Raw genomic sequence first — 16,475 nt, forward strand, 5'->3', positions numbered from 1 at the left:
TTGTCTTCGCCAACATCTGCTCCATCCCGGAATAGGGGATTGCCGGGCTAATCAGGCGGCCTTGATCTTGGCGCGCTTGGCGAGGTGCGCCACGACGTTCTCGATCATCCGCATGCCGGCGTCGCCGCCGAGCGTCATGATCGATTCCGGATGGAACTGCACCGCCGCCACCGGCTCCTTCGTGTGCTCGATGCCCATAATCGTGCCATCTTCGCTTTCGGCGGTGATCATGAACTCCGCGGGCAGGCTCGCCGGATCGGCAAAGATCGAATGGTAACGACCGACGGTCACTTCCTTGCCGAGGCCGGAGAAGACGATGCCCGGCTCCAGCACGCGGATGCGCGACGGCTTGCCGTGCATCGGGATCGCGAGTTGGCGGAGATCCCCGCCGTAGGCTTCGGCAAGCGCCTGCAGCCCGAGGCAGACGCCGAAGATCGGCAGGTCGCGCGCCCGCGCCTTCTTGATCGTCGCCTTGCAGTCGAAATCCTTGGGATTGCCAGGTCCGGGCGAAAGCACGACGAGATCCGGCTTCACCCGATCGAAGATCTCCTCGGCGACCGGCGAGCGCACCGTCGTGACGGTTGCCCCCGTCTGGCGGAAATAGTTCGCAAGCGTATGGACGAAGCTGTCCTCGTGATCGACCAAGAGGATGTTGACGCCGGCGCCAACGGCGGCAACGTCGCGACCGGCCTTGCCGGCATTGGCGGATCTCGCATCGCGAATGGCAGCGATCATGGCGGAGGCCTTCAGTTCGGTTTCGGCTTCTTCTTCTTCCGGATTTGAATCGTAGAGCAGCGTCGCCCCTGCCCTCACCTCGGCGATACCGTCCTTGATGCGGATCGTGCGCAGCGTCAGGCCCGTGTTCATGTCGCCATTGAAGCCGACCATGCCGATCGCGCCACCATACCATGCGCGCGGGCTCTTCTCATGGCTTTCGATGAAGCGCATGGCCCAGAGCTTCGGCGCACCGGTGACGGTCACCGCCCAGGCGTGGCTGAGGAAGCCGTCGAAGGCGTCCATGTCGTCGCGCAGGCGTCCCTCAATATGGTCGACCGTATGGATCAGGCGCGAATACATCTCGATCTGGCGGCGGCCGATGACCTTGACCGAGCCCGGCACGCAGACCCGGCTCTTGTCGTTGCGGTCGACGTCCGAGCACATGGTGAGTTCGGATTCGTCCTTCTTGGAGTTCAACAGCTTCAGGATCTGCTCGCTGTCGGCGATCGGATCGTCGCCGCGCTTGATCGTGCCCGAGATCGGGCAGGTCTCGATGCGGCGGCCGGAAACACGCACGAACATTTCCGGCGATGCGCCGACGAGATATTCCTGATTTCCGAGGTTGATGAAGAAGGAATAGGGCGACGGATTGATCGCCTTCAGCCGGTTGGAAATCTCCGACGGCTTGCTCTCGCAGCGCTCGAAGAATTTCTGGCCGGGCACCACTTCGAAAAGGTCGCCGCGGCGGAAGCTCTCCTTCGCCTTGACGACGAGTTCGGCATATTCGCCCGGGTGATGGTCGCCATGCGGCGGAATGCTGTCGACGGTCTTGAAGGGTTCGCTGGCGATCTCTTCCGCCTTGCCCTCGGTGGTCTTGCCGTCCTTGGCGAAATCGTAGCGGTCGATCCAGGCCTTGGCTGCATAGTGGTCGACGACGAGGATTTCATCCGGCAGGAACAGCACCATGTCGCGCTGGTCGTCGGGACGCTTCAGCTTCAGGTCGATCGCATCGAACTGGAAGGCGAGATCGTAGCCGAAGGCACCGTAGAGCCCGAGGCTCGCATCCTCGGCCGAATGGAAAAGATTGGTGACGGCGCGCAGCACGCTGAACACCGTCGGCATCTTCGAGCGCTCTTCTTCCGTGAAGACGCGATCCGGCGCGTTGATCGTCAGGTCGAGGCGACGGCTGGTCGAAGCGCCGAGCGTGATGTCGGCGACGGTCTTCAGATGCTCGGCGATGATCGCAAGCAGCACTTCGCCGCGGCCATTATAGGCTTCAATCCAGAGCGAGCGGCCGAAGGAGGAGATGCCGAGCGGCGGGTCGACGACAGCCGTGTCCCAACGAGTGTAGCGGCCGGGATATTCGTAGTTGGAGGAGAACACTGCGCCGCGGCGTTCGTCGAGCTTGTCCACATAGCTCGCGATCGCCTGGCCATAGGACGCTTCCCGCCGCCGGCGCGTCACCGTAATGCCGCCCTTGGTGGTGTAGCTCTCCGAGCCGTCCTCGAGAATTACCGTTGCCATTCGCCTCGCTCCGTAAAAGCCCGGTCCTTGAGCGGCCTGGATACAAAAAAGCCGCCTCGAAATCTCCGGGCGGCTTCATCTCTCAATCACGCATGACTGGTCAAGGCCGCTTCAGCGAGCCCACCACCAGATCGAAATGTTGCGTGCGTTTTCCATGGGCGAAAGTGTTAGCTTGGGTTGCGGACTTGCGCAAGCGGGAAAGCGGCGCCCATCGTCACGGTTGCGTCAAAAAAAGAGGCGGCCCCGAAGAGCCGCCCGTAAAGAGGCATGCAGTCGATTTTAGAAGCGCTGCGTAAGCGAGATTTTGAAGGTGCGGCCCGGCTCCGAGTAGAAGTCGCGCGGCTGGCTGCTTGCGGCTCCGAGGTTCAGGTCGCGAAGCCCGAGCGCGTTGAAGTACTTCTTGTCGAAGATGTTGTAGACGCCGGCTTGGACGCGCAGCCCCTTGAACTCCTCGGGCGTCCACCAGCCCGTGAAGTCGACGATGCCGTAGCCCGGCGCATCGAAGGTGGTCGCGACGTCGTCATTGGGCATGGCCGCCGAAAGCGTGGTCGAGAGATCGACGCCGAAGGTTTCCTGGCTGTAGCCGGCACCAAGGATGGCCTTGAACGGGGCAACCGAACGCAGGCGCTTGTCGGTATCTTCGTTCTTGCCATAGGCATAGGCGATCGAGCCGTGAATGTTGAAGCCGTTGTCGAAGGTCTTCAGAGCACTCAGTTCGATACCGGAGATGCGCGCCTTCTGCACGTTTTCATAGCGGAATTCGGTGATCCCGCCGACCACGTTCGTCGTCGTCTCGATGAAGTTGTCGTAGATGTTGTGGAACGCGGCAACGCGACCGACGATGCCGCCCGTGTCGAAGTTCGCACCGATCTCGAAACCGTTGGCGGTCTCGGGCTTCAGGTCCGGATTGCCAAGCTGGGCATAGCGGCCGAAGGGGTTGTAGAAGCGGCTGTAGAGTTCATCCACTGTCGGTGCGCGGTAGGCCATCGACCATTGCGCAAACAGCTGCGTGTCCGGCGTGGCATCGTAAGTCGCAAGCAGCTTCGGCGACAGGCGCGCGCCGTCCCGGTCCTTCAGTCCGCCGAAGATCGGCGATCCCGGGTTCGACTGGAAACCGGCATTGGCTTCGGGCTGATAATCGAACCAGTCGAAACGCACGCCCGGGGTCAACGCGAAGGCGCTATCGCCCATCGAGATACGATCTTCCAGAACCGCACCGATGGTCGTGCTCTTGACGGTCGGGATTTCCGACTGGTTGTTGAGCGACGGGCACGACGTCGGCGTCGGGCAAAGCGCCCAGGTGTACTGGTTCCAGTCCGAGCGCTGGACATCCAGCTTGAACAGCACGGAGTGGTCGAACCCGCCCGCTTCGAAATCCTTACCGGCGCTGCCGCTGAAGCCGAAGCTTTCGTTGCTGATCGAGTTATCGCGGCCGTAGGCAACGTTTGCGGTCGTGCGACCGTTCGAACCGGATGAGCGCTCAAGCTCCTGCCAGTAGAGAGTGGCGCGCGCGAAGCTGAAGAGATCGTCGGAGGAAAGCGCCTCGAAATCGTAGTCGAGCGAAACGCGCTTGCGCGAGCGATCTTCGAAACCGTTGTAGTCGCCGATCTTGTAGCTGCGCCGCAGACCCTGTTCCGACATCAGGTCGGCGTCCCCGTCGCGGCGGAAGCTTTCGGCCGTAAAGCCGATCCGGTGACCGCCTTCCAGTTCATGGCGAAGCTTGAACAGGAGGTTACTCTGGTCGAAATCGATCGGGTTGGCTTCCGTGCGGGTGGCGCCGGTGCCGCCAACCGTACCTTCGTTCTCGCGCTCATGCCCCTTGCGGTAGCTGCCCTGGAACAGGACCGACGTGTCGCCGAAACGCCTGGCTGCCGCCGCCGAGCCGGTAATGCTGTCGTCTTCGCTGTCGTAGATGGTCCGGAACAGCGCACCCCAGTCCTTGCCGTCGGAGATCAGGTCTTCCGGCTCAAGCGTGCGCAGGACGATGGCACCGCCGAGCATGCCGGAGCCGCCACGGCTCGAATCCGCGCCGCGAACGACATCGAGCGCCGAGAGCGAGTTGAAATCGAAGGTGTCACCGCCGCCGTTGGCGTTGATCGACTGGAATGGGCTCTGACGCGAGCTGTTAGACAGGAACGGGATCGGAACGCCGTCGATCGTCGTGACGATGCGCGGGCCGGAAAGACCGCGGATGTTGATGCCCGAGTCCTGCTTCGACGAATTGATCCCGGCATCGACGCTGCGACCGAGGTCGTCGAGATCGGTCACCTGCTTTTCTTCCAGCGTCTTTTCATCGATCTCGCTGGCCAGCGGCGTGTCGGCGATGCTGCCCTTGGGCGCGGTTGTCACGCGATTTCCTTTGGCCACGATCTTCTGGAGCACCGTAGTATTGGTGCCAGCCTCCGCAGCCGTCGCCGGTTTGGTGCTCTGGGCAAAGGCCTGAGAGATGGGGGGTACGAAGGTGACTGCAGCGCAAGCCAAAAGAGCCAGGCGACGATGCCGGGTGAGCATGGACCAATCCTTTGATTTTCGGAGGCCGGGCTTGCTGTTGAGCGGCAAACTCAAGGGGCTGGCTGGGCGGTAGATTCTAGAGCGGCGCGACATGTCGTCGCCTCATTTAAGCCGCATAAAAAACATGAGTGTTCTTGTCAACATACAAAGGCAGTCCCCACAATTTATGGGGTCGTGCCAATTCGAGGCGTTGCTAAACTGCAACGCTTTTGCCGAAGGCCGGATGAAACCAGATCCGGTTCCGTGCGTTCCCTCCCTTCCAGGCCCCGCTGCGGGGGCAATGCGAAAGGACCCGGATGCGTCGCTCTTTTCCCTTGATCCTGCTGTCACTCCTGATCCTCACCGGCGCCAGCCTGCCGAAATCCGGACCGATCCCGCTAAAAAAGCCGCCGAGCGAGGCGGGAGAGAAAGAGGCTGCTCCCACACCCGAAGAGAAACCGGCGACGCCTACGGACGGTGGCAAGGCCGATCAGCCAGGGGTGCCGGCTGGCGACGAACAGCCCGTGCCGCAGCCAAAGCCCAAGGACGGGAGTGAAGGAGCGGCGAAGGATCAAAAGCCGGCCACAGGCGAAAAGGACCAGCCCGTCGACGACAAGAAAGAGGAAAAGCCGGCATCGATCGTCTATCCGCCGGTCGAAGCGGAGGACGCCGCCGACTATGCAAAGTGTGTCGCCGACCTGAAGGCGATCGGAGCGACGTTTGTCGAAGCCAAACGCATCGACGACGGCAAGGGCTGCGGCATCGACAAGCCACTGGAGGTCACGAGCATCCTGCCCGCCGTCACACTCGCGCCTAAGGGGCTTATGCGGTGCGAAACGGCGCTGGCGCTTGCACGCTGGACCAAGGAGACCGCCCAGCCGGCCGCCGAAGTCGCCTTCGACAAGACCATCAAGATCAAGGCGCTGAACCAGGCATCGACCTATATCTGCCGCCTGCGCAACAATGCGACGACGGGCAAAATCTCCGAGCACGCCCACGGCAACGCCGTCGACATCGCGTCCTTCACGTTAAGCAACGGCGCGACGATCGCCATCCAGCCGCGCGACGAGGATGGCACCATGGACGGTGCCTTCCAGCGCGCGGTCACTGCGTCCGCCTGCCTCTACTTCAAGACTGTGCTCGACCCCGGCAGCGACGCCGCCCACGAAACCCACCTGCATCTCGACGTCATCGAGCGCCGCAACGACTACCGCTACTGCCGCTAGGAATGAGCCTCCTTGCGCTGGCGCTCGTCAGGCGTTGTCGTAGCCAAGGGCGACAAACTCGCCCTCGAAGCGACCGGCCAAGGTGTCGCCGTCGAGGAGGTCGGCAACGACCACGGCGCGCGCCCTGCCCCGACGTTCGAGCAATCGCAGAAAGCCCGGCCATTGCCCGGCGTCCGCCAGCGACGAGCGTGCGGCGAAAGCGCCGGTGACCGGCTTCAGATAATCCATCCGGTTGCTCTGGATCACCAGGCGCGCGACAACGCCGCTTTTGCGCATGCGCACATGCAGCAGCGACCAGGCCGACAGGATCGAGAGCGCCGAGGCGCTGCCGCCGAACACCGTGTCACGGTGGTTGATGTTGGGCGCAAGCGGCGCCGAGAGCAGCACATGATCGTCGCTCACCGCATCCACGCGGACCTGCATCGCCGCTGACAGCGGGATGTGGTTATGAAGATAGGACTGGAGTTCCTCTGGCGTCATCGTGGCATCCCTGATGCGTTCCTGCGCGGATCAGTGCACGAGACCACATGTCCTGACCAGAGCAAGGTGCCTACGTCCTGTCGTCTCCCGCAAGCCCCCGTAGCCCAAAAGATACCGGGCTGCGCGCCTTGCAGGAGCCCGCCCCGGCTCCCAAATACGGCGCGAGGAAAATCCACCCGTTTTGCGCCTAATCTCAAGGAAATCTGTCATGGCATTGACGATGTACCAGCTCTCCATTCCCGCACTCGTTCGCGGCCTTGGTGTCCTCACCAAGCTGCTCGACAAGGCAGAGGCTTTCGCTGAGGAAAAGGGCATCCCCACGGATGATCTCTTCCACGCCCGGCTGGCGCCCGATATGCTGACGCTTGCCGGCCAGGTGCAGCGTGTCAGCGACACCAGCAAGGGCCTGGTCGGCCGGCTGACGTCGATCGAAGTGCCCCGGTTCCCGGACGAGGAAAAGACGTTTGACGAACTGCGCCAGCGCATCGCCAAGTCCGTCGCCTTCCTTGAAACGGTGCGCCCTGTCGATCTCGAAGACAGCGACAGCCGCGAAGTCGTGCTGAATTTCCCGAACCTGAAGGTGACGCTCACGGGGGAGGAATACCTGCAGAAATTCGTGCTGCCGAACTTCTACTTCCACCTAACGACCGCCTACGACATCCTGCGCCACAAGGGCGTGCCGCTCGGCAAGGCAGACTTCCTCAGCCTCACTGCCTGATTTCCGCCGCGGAAGACCCCGGACACAAGAATGCCGCGCATCCACCCGGATGCACGGCATTGTTTTTCAGGCAGGCAGGAAGCGCCTAGAACAGCCCTTCGATGTAGCCCTGATCATTGAGGAAGATCTTTTCCGACGAAGGCACCTTCGGCAGGCCGGGCATCGTCATGATCTCGCCGGTGATCACCACGATGAAGCCGGCGCCGGCGGCCAGCCGCACTTCACGGATCGGCACAGCATGGCCTGTCGGCGCACCGCGCAGGTTCGGATCGGTCGAGAAGGAATACTGCGTCTTTGCCATGCAGATCGGCAGATGGCCGTAACCCTGATCTTCCCAGCTGCGCAGCTGGTCGCGCACCGACTTGTCGGCAATCACCTCGCTAGCATGGTAGATGTCCTTGGCGATCGTCTCGATCTTGTGGAAGAGCGACATGTCGTCGGGGTAAAGCGGCGAGAACTGCGAGTGTCCGCCCTCGGCAAGTGCCGCCACCTTCATCGCCAGCTCCTCGATGCCGGCGGAGCCCTCGGCCCAATGGCGGCAGAGCACCGCTTCGGCGCCAAGCGTCGCCACATAATCCTTGATAGCCTGCACTTCGGCCTCGGTATCGGAGGTGAAGTGGTTGATCGCGACGATGACGGGTACGCCGAACTTCTTGACGTTCTGCACATGCCGGCCAAGGTTGGCGCAGCCCTTGCGCAGCGCTTCCAGATTTTCCTTCCCGAGGTCGTCCTTCTTGACGCCGCCGTTCATCTTGATCGCGCGGACGGTCGCGACCAGCACCGCGGCATCCGGCTTCAGCCCGGCCTTGCGGCACTTGATGTCGAAGAATTTTTCCGCGCCGAGATCGGCGCCGAAGCCGGCTTCGGTCACCACATAGTCGGCAAGCTTCAGTGCCGTCGTCGTCGCAATCACCGAGTTGCAGCCATGGGCGATGTTGGCAAAGGGGCCGCCATGGACGAAGGCGGGGTTGTTTTCGAGGGTCTGCACCAGGTTCGGCTGAATAGCATCCTTGAGCAGCACCGCCATCGCCCCATCGGCCTTGATGTCGCGCGCAAAGACCGGGCTCTTGTCACGGCGGTAGCCGATGATGATGTTGCCCAGCCGCTGCTCGAGATCCCTAAGATCCGCCGAAAGGCAGAGGATCGCCATGACTTCGGAGGCAACGGTGATGTCGAAGCCGGTCTCGCGTGGATAACCGTTGGCGATCCCGCCGAGCGAGCCGACAATGTTGCGCAGTGCGCGGTCGTTCATGTCCATCACCCGCCGCCACGAAATACGACGGACGTCGATGTTCTGCTCGTTGCCCCAGTAGATGTGATTGTCGAGCAGCGCCGCCAGCAGATTGTGCGCCGAGGTGATCGCGTGGAAATCGCCGGTGAAGTGGAGGTTCATGTCCTCCATCGGCACAACCTGCGCATAACCGCCGCCGGCAGCACCGCCCTTGACGCCGAAGCAGGGGCCGAGGGACGCCTCGCGGATGCAGATGATCGCCTTCTTGCCGATGCGGTTCAGCCCATCGCCGAGGCCCACGGTCGTTGTCGTCTTGCCTTCGCCTGCCGGCGTCGGGTTGATCGCCGTCACCAGGATCAGGTGGCCGTTCTTCTTCCCGCGCTGGCGGGCGATGAAATCGGCGCTGATCTTCGCCTTGTCATGGCCGTAGGGCAACAGGTCCTCCGGCGGTATGCCGAGTGCGGCCCCGATCTCCAGGATCGGCTTTTTCTTCGCCGCGCGCGCAATCTCGATATCGGACTTGACCTCCGCCATGACAGTCCCCTCCCCAGGGTCTCGTTTTTACCCGCGCCTTTCAAGGCGCAGTTCATGATACCGGAGCGGGATGGGGAAACGCGTCTGCGGTTTTCGATCCGCGTCCCGCTTGAACTCAAGTAATCGGCAGCGCCCGGATACTCAGGCGCCACCTTACCGTTCGGTCTTAGCGCGCGAGGATGTCGCGCATCTCGACGATGTTGGAGCGGACGCGCAGCGTATAGAAGCCCATCGTCGCCAGATGCGTCGGCATGATCCAGCCGGCTTCCTCGCCATTGGAGATGATCCATGGCTGGATGCGGAGTGCTGCCCGCAGTTGCTTGATCGTTTCCGTCCAGATCGGCAACAGGCCGCGCTGGGCGACGACGTTGTCGAAGTCGGCACCGGCAGCCGAAAGGATGCCGTAGTAGCCGTAGAGCTGGCCATAGGCGAACCAGAAGCGGTCATCCGCACGCGTGTCGAACCAGCCGCCATTGTGGTTTTCCGAGCGCTCGCGCAGGATCGCCGAGGTGTTGCCGAGGTCGTTGGCGACACGGTCGAGGAACTCGACGAGGTTATCGGAGCGGCCGTCGAAAATCGCCTCACACTTGCTGAGCGAGGTGTTGAAGGACCTCAGATCCTTCATCGCCGCGCGATAGAAGCTCGGCGTCGGAGTTTTCGGACCGAACGGGTTGATCCCGAAGTACCAGGTCTCTTCATCGAACTGCATGTTGCCGCGCGCGCTCTGCAGGGCGTTGTTGATGCCCGAGGTGCCGCGCATGCGACCGAGCGAATCGACGAGCTCCACGGAGGTACGGCGGATCGCCTGGTTGACCCCGCGCTGGAACGACGCCTTGTTGTCGAGCCAGGGCGTGTCGTCCCAGTCGAGCCCGAAGAGGCCGACCTTGTAGAGCAGCATCGACGAGATCCAGGCATTCTCGTTGACATTGAAATCGATGAGGTCGGCGGTGACATCGACGATCGCCGACGTCTGGCACACGGTGCCGGCCGGCAGTTGAACGGCCGCGAGCGCCTCCGGCGTCGATTCCATCGGCTGCGTTGCGACACCCGCAAGGTTGTTGGCAGTGCCGCCGGTCGTCGATTGTCCCGTCGACGTCGCACCGGGGCCGCTCATCGGCGAGCCGGCGGGCACCTTGCGTTCTGCCAGCTTGTACTGGTCGATGTAGTCTTCGTTGAAGTTCGTCCAGGCCTGGGTCTGCCAGATGAAGTAGCCGTAGAACAGGACCAGACCGATGAGGATGAGGCCGATCGGCCCCTTGAGCAGCCAGCTGCGCTGCCGGTACCAGTTGCCCGCCGCCACGAAGGGCCAAAGCAGCCAGGCAACGACGAGCCCGATGCCGCGCCCGATCGCGGTGAAGACACGCTGGAAAAACGCAACGATCGGATCGAACATGTCCTATTCCTCTCTGAGCCCATAGAGCTTGTGGCGGAAGGCCGCCTTGTCTTTCAGATATGTGCCGGTCAGCGTCGCCACAACATACTCCTTGAAGGTTTCGCTATAACGCTCGTAGGCGTCGTAGAAACCCTGCTTGTCGAAGACGAAGCGCGAGACGAAATCGCGGGGCACGAGCTGGGATATCAGCCGGTTGACCAGCCATTGGTCCGGATGGGTGGGTGCTGCGCGCACCAACATGAAGCGATTTGCCGGCGCCACGTCCTGCATCCTGATCGTGCCGGTGGCAGCGACCGTGCGGATCATCTCCTGCAGGAACGGATAGGCGCCGTCTTTTGCGACCGCGGCGGCATATCGGTGCATCCAGGTCTGCAGCCAGATCCGGTCGGCATTGGCAAGATCGGCCGTCGGGTCGCTCTCGTTGATCAGCCCGCGCACCACCATGTCTGCGCGGTGCTGATAGAGCCCGGAATCCTCGACCCAGGAGGCCTGCGGCAGTTGCAGCCGCTTGGTCGAGGCGAGGAAATCGTAGATCCGGGCGTGATCGTTTATGGCGATATAGCTCACCTGCCAGGGCCGCGAGCGGCGGAAGCCTGGCACCGAGGGGTCGCAGATGACTGTCGTCGTCTTGTCGTCGAGAAAGACATAGACGCCGCCGAAATGATTGGCCCAGAAGGCTTCGTGATGGAAGACGAGCTGATCCGGCACCAGTGCGTTCTGGCGGATATCGCCGGTCTGCTTGGCAAGCTCGACCATGCGCGTCAGCATCTCGTCGTCGGCCCAGGCCGTCGGCACCTTCTTCAAGCGGTCGACGAGACCACGCAGTTCGGCCGCCTTGCCGAGCATGTCCTCGGCCGAAAGCACCCGGAACCGCACCTCGTTGATCGACAAGAGATCGTCGATGTCGTTTACGACCGAGACCGAATCCTCGATCTCGCCATAGAGCGCATCCTTGATGGTAATCGCGTTGATCGCACGGCTGTTGGCGTTGAAGAACTCGTGCATCAGCGCGGCCGTGTTGGAAAAGCTCGTATGCACGACCGGCAGCTCCGCCTGCTCCGGCGTCATGATGATGAAGCGGCGGTTGACCCGGTTCGGATCGAGGTAGTCACGATCCCCCAGTTCCTCGGCGATCTCCGGCGAAAAGCCGGTCATGTCGATGCTGAACTGGGTCAGCGCCGTCGGTCGCAGGCCAAACCCTTCGAGCGCCTTGTTGTAGCGCGCGATCAGATGCGGCTCGGAGATATCGAGCAGCCGTCCATAGATGAGTTCCGCTTCAAGCAGGCGTTTCATCGGTCATTCCTAGCATCACCCCTGCCACCGGCCGTCGCGTTTCATCGCCTCGATCTCGCGGATCGCCTTTTCGCGCTGGCGCTCGCGGCGGATGATGTCGGTGACGGCGGCATCGTCCGACTTGTCGGTGTAGCGGAATTCGCTGTCGGCGTAGCGGTTGATCTCCTGCAGCACCATGTCGATGGTGATCGGACCCCGCAGTGCCTCGATCATCGCTTTCTTCTCGTCATAGCCCTTGTGCATGAAGGAGCCGGCGTCCTTGAACCAGTCATCCGGCAGTTCCACGTCCATTGCTCTCAGCTTGATCGCGTCGGTGATGTTCTTGATCGCCCGACCGGTAAAGCGCGGCTCGGCCTCCTTGATCATGTGCAGATAGGCGCCGACATCGGCAAGCGAGGCGATCGCGCCCTTCTCCTTCTCGTAACGCTCCCAGACAGCGACGAGGCCATCTTCCTTCGGCCGCGCGTGCTCAGCATAGGACTGAGCAACCGCGCGTTTGATCTCCTGCCCCTCGAAAAGCTGGTGCTCGCCAAGCGGGATCTTGTGGTTCTTGCCGACGAGCAGCGCGAAGATGTCGATGTAGTCGTCTTCGGTCTGCGGCCCGTCGACCAGCCAGCGGGCGCCAGCGCGCTGGCGCAGCGCGTCGTCGACATTCTCCGGGTAGTTGGAGAACATGCCGAAGGTGCAGTTGCCGCGCACCACGGTAGAGGCGCCGGCAAAGCTCTCCATCAACACCGCCGTCACCTCGTGCTGGCCGGCAGAGGCTCGATCGTCGGAGCGCTTCGCCGCCACCTGGTCGACATCGTCGATCGTGCCGAAACCGATCGCCCGCGGATTGATGACGTTGTTGACGAAGTCCTTGCAGTTCTGCCCGGACTTGCCCTGATAGGAGGAGATCTGGTCGACGCCGAAGTTCTCGTAGTGGAAGGCGTAGCCGGCGATCTCGCAATAGTCGTTGAGCATGCCGGCCAGCATCTGGATCAGGATCGTCTTGCCGGTGCCCGGCATGCCGTCGCCGATGAAGGTGAAGAGGAAGCCGCCGAGCTCGACGAACGGGTTCATCTGCCGGTCGAAGTCGTAGGCCATCAGCATCTTGGCAAGCTTCAGCGCCTGATACTTGGCGATGTGGTTGCCGATGATCTCCTCGGGCTTCTTGAAGGTCATGACCAGCGGCTTGCGCTTCTGGCCGGGTGCGACGTCCAAACCGTTCAGCGTAAAATCGTCCTGGTCGAGCCGGATATGCACGGTCTCGAAGCTCTGCAGCCCGGTAAAGCGCGCCTTGCGGGCAATCAGCCCTTCGATCGCCACCCGCGAGAAGGCCCGCGCCCGGGCGGTCAGCGCCAGATCATCGGGGGCCCCGGCAAGACCGCGATCGAGCGCCGAAATCAGGCTCTTCAGCGCGTCCTGCGGCGTGTCGAACAGGAAGTCGGGCTCGACAGCATCGTCGACCGGCTCGCCCTCGCCCGCCAGGGTCGCGCCGAGATAGGCAGCGAGTGTGAAGGCCGCGACGTAAGCCGAAGCCGACAGCAGCGCCTTGAACTGGTTCGCCTCCTCTCCGCCAAGCGGCGAGGTGGCGTTCTTCGCCTGCAGCTGTTCGAGGCTCGTCTGGCGGGCAAAGACATCGGCAACGGCCAGCGCCACCTGGATGCCGCGGCGCGTCCGGTAGAGCACGGCGTGCTGGGCCGGAGAGAACATCGGGTCGCCCTGGCGCACTGCCTGGATCGTCTTCGTCAGCTCCACCTCGCGCGTGCGCCGCTGGCCGCCAGTCGAAACTGTCGACACGAAGCGCCGGCCGGTGCCGGCAAGCGACGTTCCGGCGGCGGCATCTTCCCGCTCCAGGATAATGAGCTTCGTCACCAACCCTTGCGCCACCGCCTGGTGCTTGGCGATGTCGTCCTCGTGCAGCGTCGTCAGCCCCGTATTGAGTGTCATCGTCAAACCTCGCTCACGACCTGGTTGCCGGAAATGACGTGGACCTTGTAGTCGCCGAACACCTGTTCCGCCTCGCCGGCGGCATAGAGCGCCTGATAGGCGTCGTGCGGCACCAGCGCGTGCTTCTCGTAGGAAGAAACCCCCATGCGCGTCGCTTCCAGATTTGCGGTGTCGATGTGGAATTCTTCCTGCGCCGGGGTCGACGACCAGAAGCCGCGCTTGGCCGGCCGCTCCGATTTCGAGAAGACCTCCTGCACCGTCCAGGTCAGGAGCCAGGCATTTTCGGTTTTCCGCACCTTCGAAAGGATGTCGTTGATGCGCGCATTATTCTCAGTGATCCCGGACGAGTAGAACGGCCCGAGCACGATGCGGCGCAACTGCTTCGGATGCAGCTCGTCAAAATCCTTGTCGAGATTGGTGGCGATCGTCACCGGTGTCAGCGAATAGCTGCTGTTCTTGGACGCAAAATCGTCAAAGCGGCTGGCAAGCTCCGGATTGAGCAGGCCGCCAACCGGCAGAGGAATTTCCACCTGCGGGTTGAGCTTGCCATCAGCGGTCACCAGCATGTCGACGATCTTTTCCGAGGAATCCTCGATCGTCGCCATGTAGACCATCGGCAGAGTATTGGCCCCGTCGAAGGCGCCCCAGCTCACGATGTAATAGGGCCGCATCGTCTTGGAATTGACGGCGACACGGATGGTCTCCGGCAGGATGAAGGGCGAAAAGATCTCGCCCTTGCCGATCTGCTCCAGATAGAGCCGCTCGGCCATGCGCGTCTGCAGCGCTTCCGGAAACGCCTTCTGGCGCAGGATGAAGTCGACCATCTCGTCGCGCAGCGCATCGGCCGATGGAATATCGGCCAGGCGCTTCGTCGCCGTCTGGCGATCGTTCTCCAGTTCCAGCACGTTCTGAAAGACCGGAAAGCCGCTTTCGGCGCGCGAAATCCGGAACTGGTCGACGAAGCCGATCCGGTTCTCCCAGCAGTCGATCGAGGCCTTCAGCCGGCCAAGATAGGGAACGATCACTTCGCCGACGACGGTGTTGCGATAGAGCGGCGAGTTGCGGTCGCCGAGAAAGAGCTCAAGCCCGGCGAGTGCCGCGTGGATCGACGCGAAATACTGTGCGACAGCGGATGAAGCCGCGACCTTCATGCAAATCCCCGTGGCGCGTGCCGAAAGGCAAACTCGGTTCGGATCATGCGCCGCCCGTTCACTGCTTCACGTAATTGGCAGTGTTGTGCTTGTCCATGACAGCCTGGAAGCGGCGGGCAAAGGCATCGTCTGCCAGCTTCTTGCGGCGCTGGATATCCTGCGTTGAAAGCATGTTCTTTTCATGCATTTCCAGGAGATCGCCGATGTGGCGTTGCGCGGCGGCACCGATGCCGGCCATGGTCTCCTCGGCGGCCGTGTCGACCTGGCTGCCGAGCGTGTTGATCTTGTGCGCGACGTCCTGCTGGGCGGCGGTCTTCAGCGAATCTTCCAGCGCCTTGTAGAGCACGATGCGCTGCTCGGTATCGATCGTCAGCTTGTTGATCAGCGTGTTCTGCGCGGCGATCTGGTTGTTGAGCGAATCGACGAAGGTCTGGAACATCGAGGTATAGCGCTCGAGCGTCTGGCTCTCGGCGAGCAGTTCCTGCTCCTTGGCCTGCTTCTCGTTATATTCGGTCGCAAGCGCGGAGCGCTCGCCTTCGAGCTCGGTGCGCACCTTCTGCTCGGTCGAGGCGGCGATGCGGTTTTCGATGTCGAGCAGCAGCGGGTTCAGTTCCTCGATGCGCTTCTGCACCGCTTCGAGGTTCGCCATCGTGCCCTTGCGGCGCTCGATCACCTGGATCAGGCTCTGCTCCGAAGTCTTGTAGCGCTGGTCGAGGATCGACTTCTGTTCCTTGAGGATGCCGACGATCATGTCGGACTTGGAAAGCAGTTCCTGCAGGTTGCCGGCAAGCGACATGTTGCGCACGCGGTCGGTGCGCATGCGCTGCATCTTCTGCTTGGAGAAGATGCCGATGAACTTCTCGTAGCCCGTATAGTTCTTCATGCTCTCGAATTCGGAGCCGAAGACATTGGTCGCGTCTTCGAGGCCGATGATCAGGTCGGCGATGTTGGCTTCCATCACCTTTTGCTGGTTGATCACGTCCTGGATGCGGGCATTCTCGATGTCGAAATTGACGTCGCCGAGCTTGGTTTCGGCCTTGGCGAACTGTTCGAGCACGACACCTGATTGTTCGAGCTTGCCGCGCATCTGCTCGACCACGCCCTTCGTCTTTTCGATCTCCGCGTCAAAATTCTGAAGAGTCGCCATGTCCTGCCCCTCGGTCCACCGCGGCGATATCCGCCAGCCCGGCTGAATTATTCAGCCTTCGATTGCAGTTATATAAAGGGTGTTTACCGAAAGAGAACAAGCCTTTCCCGGCAGCTTTTTGATCAGCCACCACAGCGAAGTGCTTGAGATATCGACGGCATTGCCGCGCGCAGGTCCAGGAAAGATGGGAAACGGTTTTCCGTCCGGGGTTTGCGTCGTCCCTATTTGGCAGCCGGCGGCGCCTTCAAATAGGCAATCACGTCGGCGATGTCCTGCGGCTTCTTCAGTCCGGCAAAAGCCATCTTGGTGGCACCGACCATTGCCTTGGGGCTCAGCAGGTATTCGCTCAACGTCGCCTCGTCCCAGACGCGACCCTCAGCGCCAAAGGCCTTCATTGCATCGGAGTAGTTGTAGTCGGCGACGGATGCGGCCGGACGTCCGACGACACCCATGAGGCTTGGGCCGACGCGGTTTGTCGGCTCGCTTGCCGTGTGACAGGCCGCGCATTTGCGAAAGACGGCAGCGCCAGCCGTAGCGTCGCCGCCGGCATGGGCGACCGTTGCGCCAAGACAGAGCGTGCCAAGACAGAGCGTGATGGAAAGGCTGGTGACGAGACGCAACATCGAAGACCCCTGGCGT

Annotated in this window: 13 protein-coding genes; 2 read left to right on the forward strand and 11 right to left on the reverse strand. The window is 62.1% G+C overall.

Annotated features, from left to right (window positions below):
• Positions 1-51 precede the first annotated feature (51 nt).
• The 3 genes from IB262_RS27540 to IB262_RS27550 all read right to left on the reverse strand — a co-directional run bounded on the left by IB262_RS27540 (position 52) and on the right by IB262_RS27550 (position 4,752).
• Positions 52-2,241: an anthranilate synthase gene (locus IB262_RS27540; protein WP_060518756.1), complete on the reverse strand. Its 2,190-nt coding sequence runs from the start codon at positions 2,239-2,241 to the stop codon at positions 52-54.
• Between the two features lie 111 nt (positions 2,242-2,352).
• Positions 2,353-2,397: a trpE operon leader peptide TrpLE gene (trpLE, locus tag IB262_RS27545; RefSeq protein WP_178385070.1), complete on the reverse strand. Its 45-nt coding sequence runs from the start codon at positions 2,395-2,397 to the stop codon at positions 2,353-2,355.
• Positions 2,398-2,520: 123 nt separating this feature from the next.
• Positions 2,521-4,752, reverse strand: a complete 2,232-nt coding sequence (locus tag IB262_RS27550; RefSeq protein ID WP_112975099.1) for a TonB-dependent hemoglobin/transferrin/lactoferrin family receptor — start codon at positions 4,750-4,752, stop codon at positions 2,521-2,523.
• A gap of 296 nt (positions 4,753-5,048) precedes the next feature.
• Here IB262_RS27550 and IB262_RS27555 point away from each other — a divergent pair, with 296 nt between their 5' ends.
• Positions 5,049-5,957, forward strand: a complete 909-nt coding sequence (locus IB262_RS27555; protein WP_112975100.1) for an extensin family protein — start codon at positions 5,049-5,051, stop codon at positions 5,955-5,957.
• A gap of 27 nt (positions 5,958-5,984) precedes the next feature.
• Here IB262_RS27555 and IB262_RS27560 read toward each other — a convergent pair whose 3' ends face one another.
• Positions 5,985-6,437 carry a thioesterase domain-containing protein gene (locus tag IB262_RS27560; RefSeq protein WP_112975101.1) on the reverse strand — a complete coding sequence of 151 codons (453 nt, stop codon included), beginning with the start codon at positions 6,435-6,437 and terminating at the stop codon, positions 5,985-5,987.
• Positions 6,438-6,645: 208 nt separating this feature from the next.
• On the opposite strand from IB262_RS27560, the gene IB262_RS27565 reads away from it, so the two are divergent.
• Positions 6,646-7,155, forward strand: coding sequence for a DUF1993 domain-containing protein (locus tag IB262_RS27565; protein ID WP_089045023.1), 510 nt, complete (start codon positions 6,646-6,648; stop codon positions 7,153-7,155).
• An 85-nt stretch (positions 7,156-7,240) separates the two neighbouring features.
• Here the strand turns inward: IB262_RS27565 and IB262_RS27570 are convergent, their stop codons facing one another.
• From IB262_RS27570 to IB262_RS27600, 7 genes are all read right to left on the reverse strand, one after another.
• Complete coding sequence (locus IB262_RS27570) at positions 7,241-8,920, reverse strand: formate--tetrahydrofolate ligase (protein ID WP_034788903.1); 1,680 nt, start codon at positions 8,918-8,920, stop codon at positions 7,241-7,243.
• Between the two features lie 166 nt (positions 8,921-9,086).
• On the reverse strand, positions 9,087-10,313 hold the full coding sequence (locus IB262_RS27575) for a DUF2333 family protein (RefSeq protein WP_034788906.1): 1,227 nt from the start codon (positions 10,311-10,313) through the stop codon (positions 9,087-9,089).
• A gap of 3 nt (positions 10,314-10,316) precedes the next feature.
• Positions 10,317-11,606 carry a DUF6638 family protein gene (locus IB262_RS27580; protein WP_060581717.1) on the reverse strand — a complete coding sequence of 430 codons (1,290 nt, stop codon included), beginning with the start codon at positions 11,604-11,606 and terminating at the stop codon, positions 10,317-10,319.
• A gap of 15 nt (positions 11,607-11,621) precedes the next feature.
• Positions 11,622-13,538 carry an AAA family ATPase gene (locus IB262_RS27585; RefSeq protein ID WP_112975102.1) on the reverse strand — a complete coding sequence of 639 codons (1,917 nt, stop codon included), beginning with the start codon at positions 13,536-13,538 and terminating at the stop codon, positions 11,622-11,624.
• Positions 13,539-13,540: 2 nt separating this feature from the next.
• Complete coding sequence (locus IB262_RS27590; protein ID WP_060581714.1) at positions 13,541-14,689, reverse strand: hypothetical protein; 1,149 nt, start codon at positions 14,687-14,689, stop codon at positions 13,541-13,543.
• A 58-nt stretch (positions 14,690-14,747) separates the two neighbouring features.
• The gene (locus IB262_RS27595; protein WP_060606673.1) at positions 14,748-15,836 is read right to left on the reverse strand and encodes a hypothetical protein; all 1,089 of its coding nucleotides are present in this window, start codon (positions 15,834-15,836) and stop codon (positions 14,748-14,750) included.
• Positions 15,837-16,057: 221 nt separating this feature from the next.
• Complete coding sequence (locus tag IB262_RS27600) at positions 16,058-16,459, reverse strand: cytochrome c family protein (RefSeq protein ID WP_090298540.1); 402 nt, start codon at positions 16,457-16,459, stop codon at positions 16,058-16,060.
• Positions 16,460-16,475: the final 16 nt, after the last annotated feature.

Source organism: Ensifer sp. ENS02 (genome assembly GCF_014851885.1).
Taxonomy (GTDB): domain Bacteria; phylum Pseudomonadota; class Alphaproteobacteria; order Rhizobiales; family Rhizobiaceae; genus Ensifer; species Ensifer adhaerens.

Coding starts and splice junctions, on each gene's coding strand:
- IB262_RS27540 (WP_060518756.1), bottom strand. CDS start 2,241: ATGGCAACGGTAATTCTCGAGGACGGCTCGGAGAGCTACACCACCAAG.
- IB262_RS27550 (WP_112975099.1), bottom strand. CDS start 4,752: ATGCTCACCCGGCATCGTCGCCTGGCTCTTTTGGCTTGCGCTGCAGTC.
- IB262_RS27555 (WP_112975100.1), top strand. CDS start 5,049: ATGCGTCGCTCTTTTCCCTTGATCCTGCTGTCACTCCTGATCCTCACC.
- IB262_RS27560 (WP_112975101.1), bottom strand. CDS start 6,437: ATGACGCCAGAGGAACTCCAGTCCTATCTTCATAACCACATCCCGCTG.
- IB262_RS27565 (WP_089045023.1), top strand. CDS start 6,646: ATGGCATTGACGATGTACCAGCTCTCCATTCCCGCACTCGTTCGCGGC.
- IB262_RS27570 (WP_034788903.1), bottom strand. CDS start 8,920: ATGGCGGAGGTCAAGTCCGATATCGAGATTGCGCGCGCGGCGAAGAAA.
- IB262_RS27575 (WP_034788906.1), bottom strand. CDS start 10,313: ATGTTCGATCCGATCGTTGCGTTTTTCCAGCGTGTCTTCACCGCGATC.
- IB262_RS27580 (WP_060581717.1), bottom strand. CDS start 11,606: ATGAAACGCCTGCTTGAAGCGGAACTCATCTATGGACGGCTGCTCGAT.
- IB262_RS27585 (WP_112975102.1), bottom strand. CDS start 13,538: ATGACACTCAATACGGGGCTGACGACGCTGCACGAGGACGACATCGCC.
- IB262_RS27590 (WP_060581714.1), bottom strand. CDS start 14,689: ATGAAGGTCGCGGCTTCATCCGCTGTCGCACAGTATTTCGCGTCGATC.
- IB262_RS27595 (WP_060606673.1), bottom strand. CDS start 15,836: ATGGCGACTCTTCAGAATTTTGACGCGGAGATCGAAAAGACGAAGGGC.
- IB262_RS27600 (WP_090298540.1), bottom strand. CDS start 16,459: ATGTTGCGTCTCGTCACCAGCCTTTCCATCACGCTCTGTCTTGGCACG.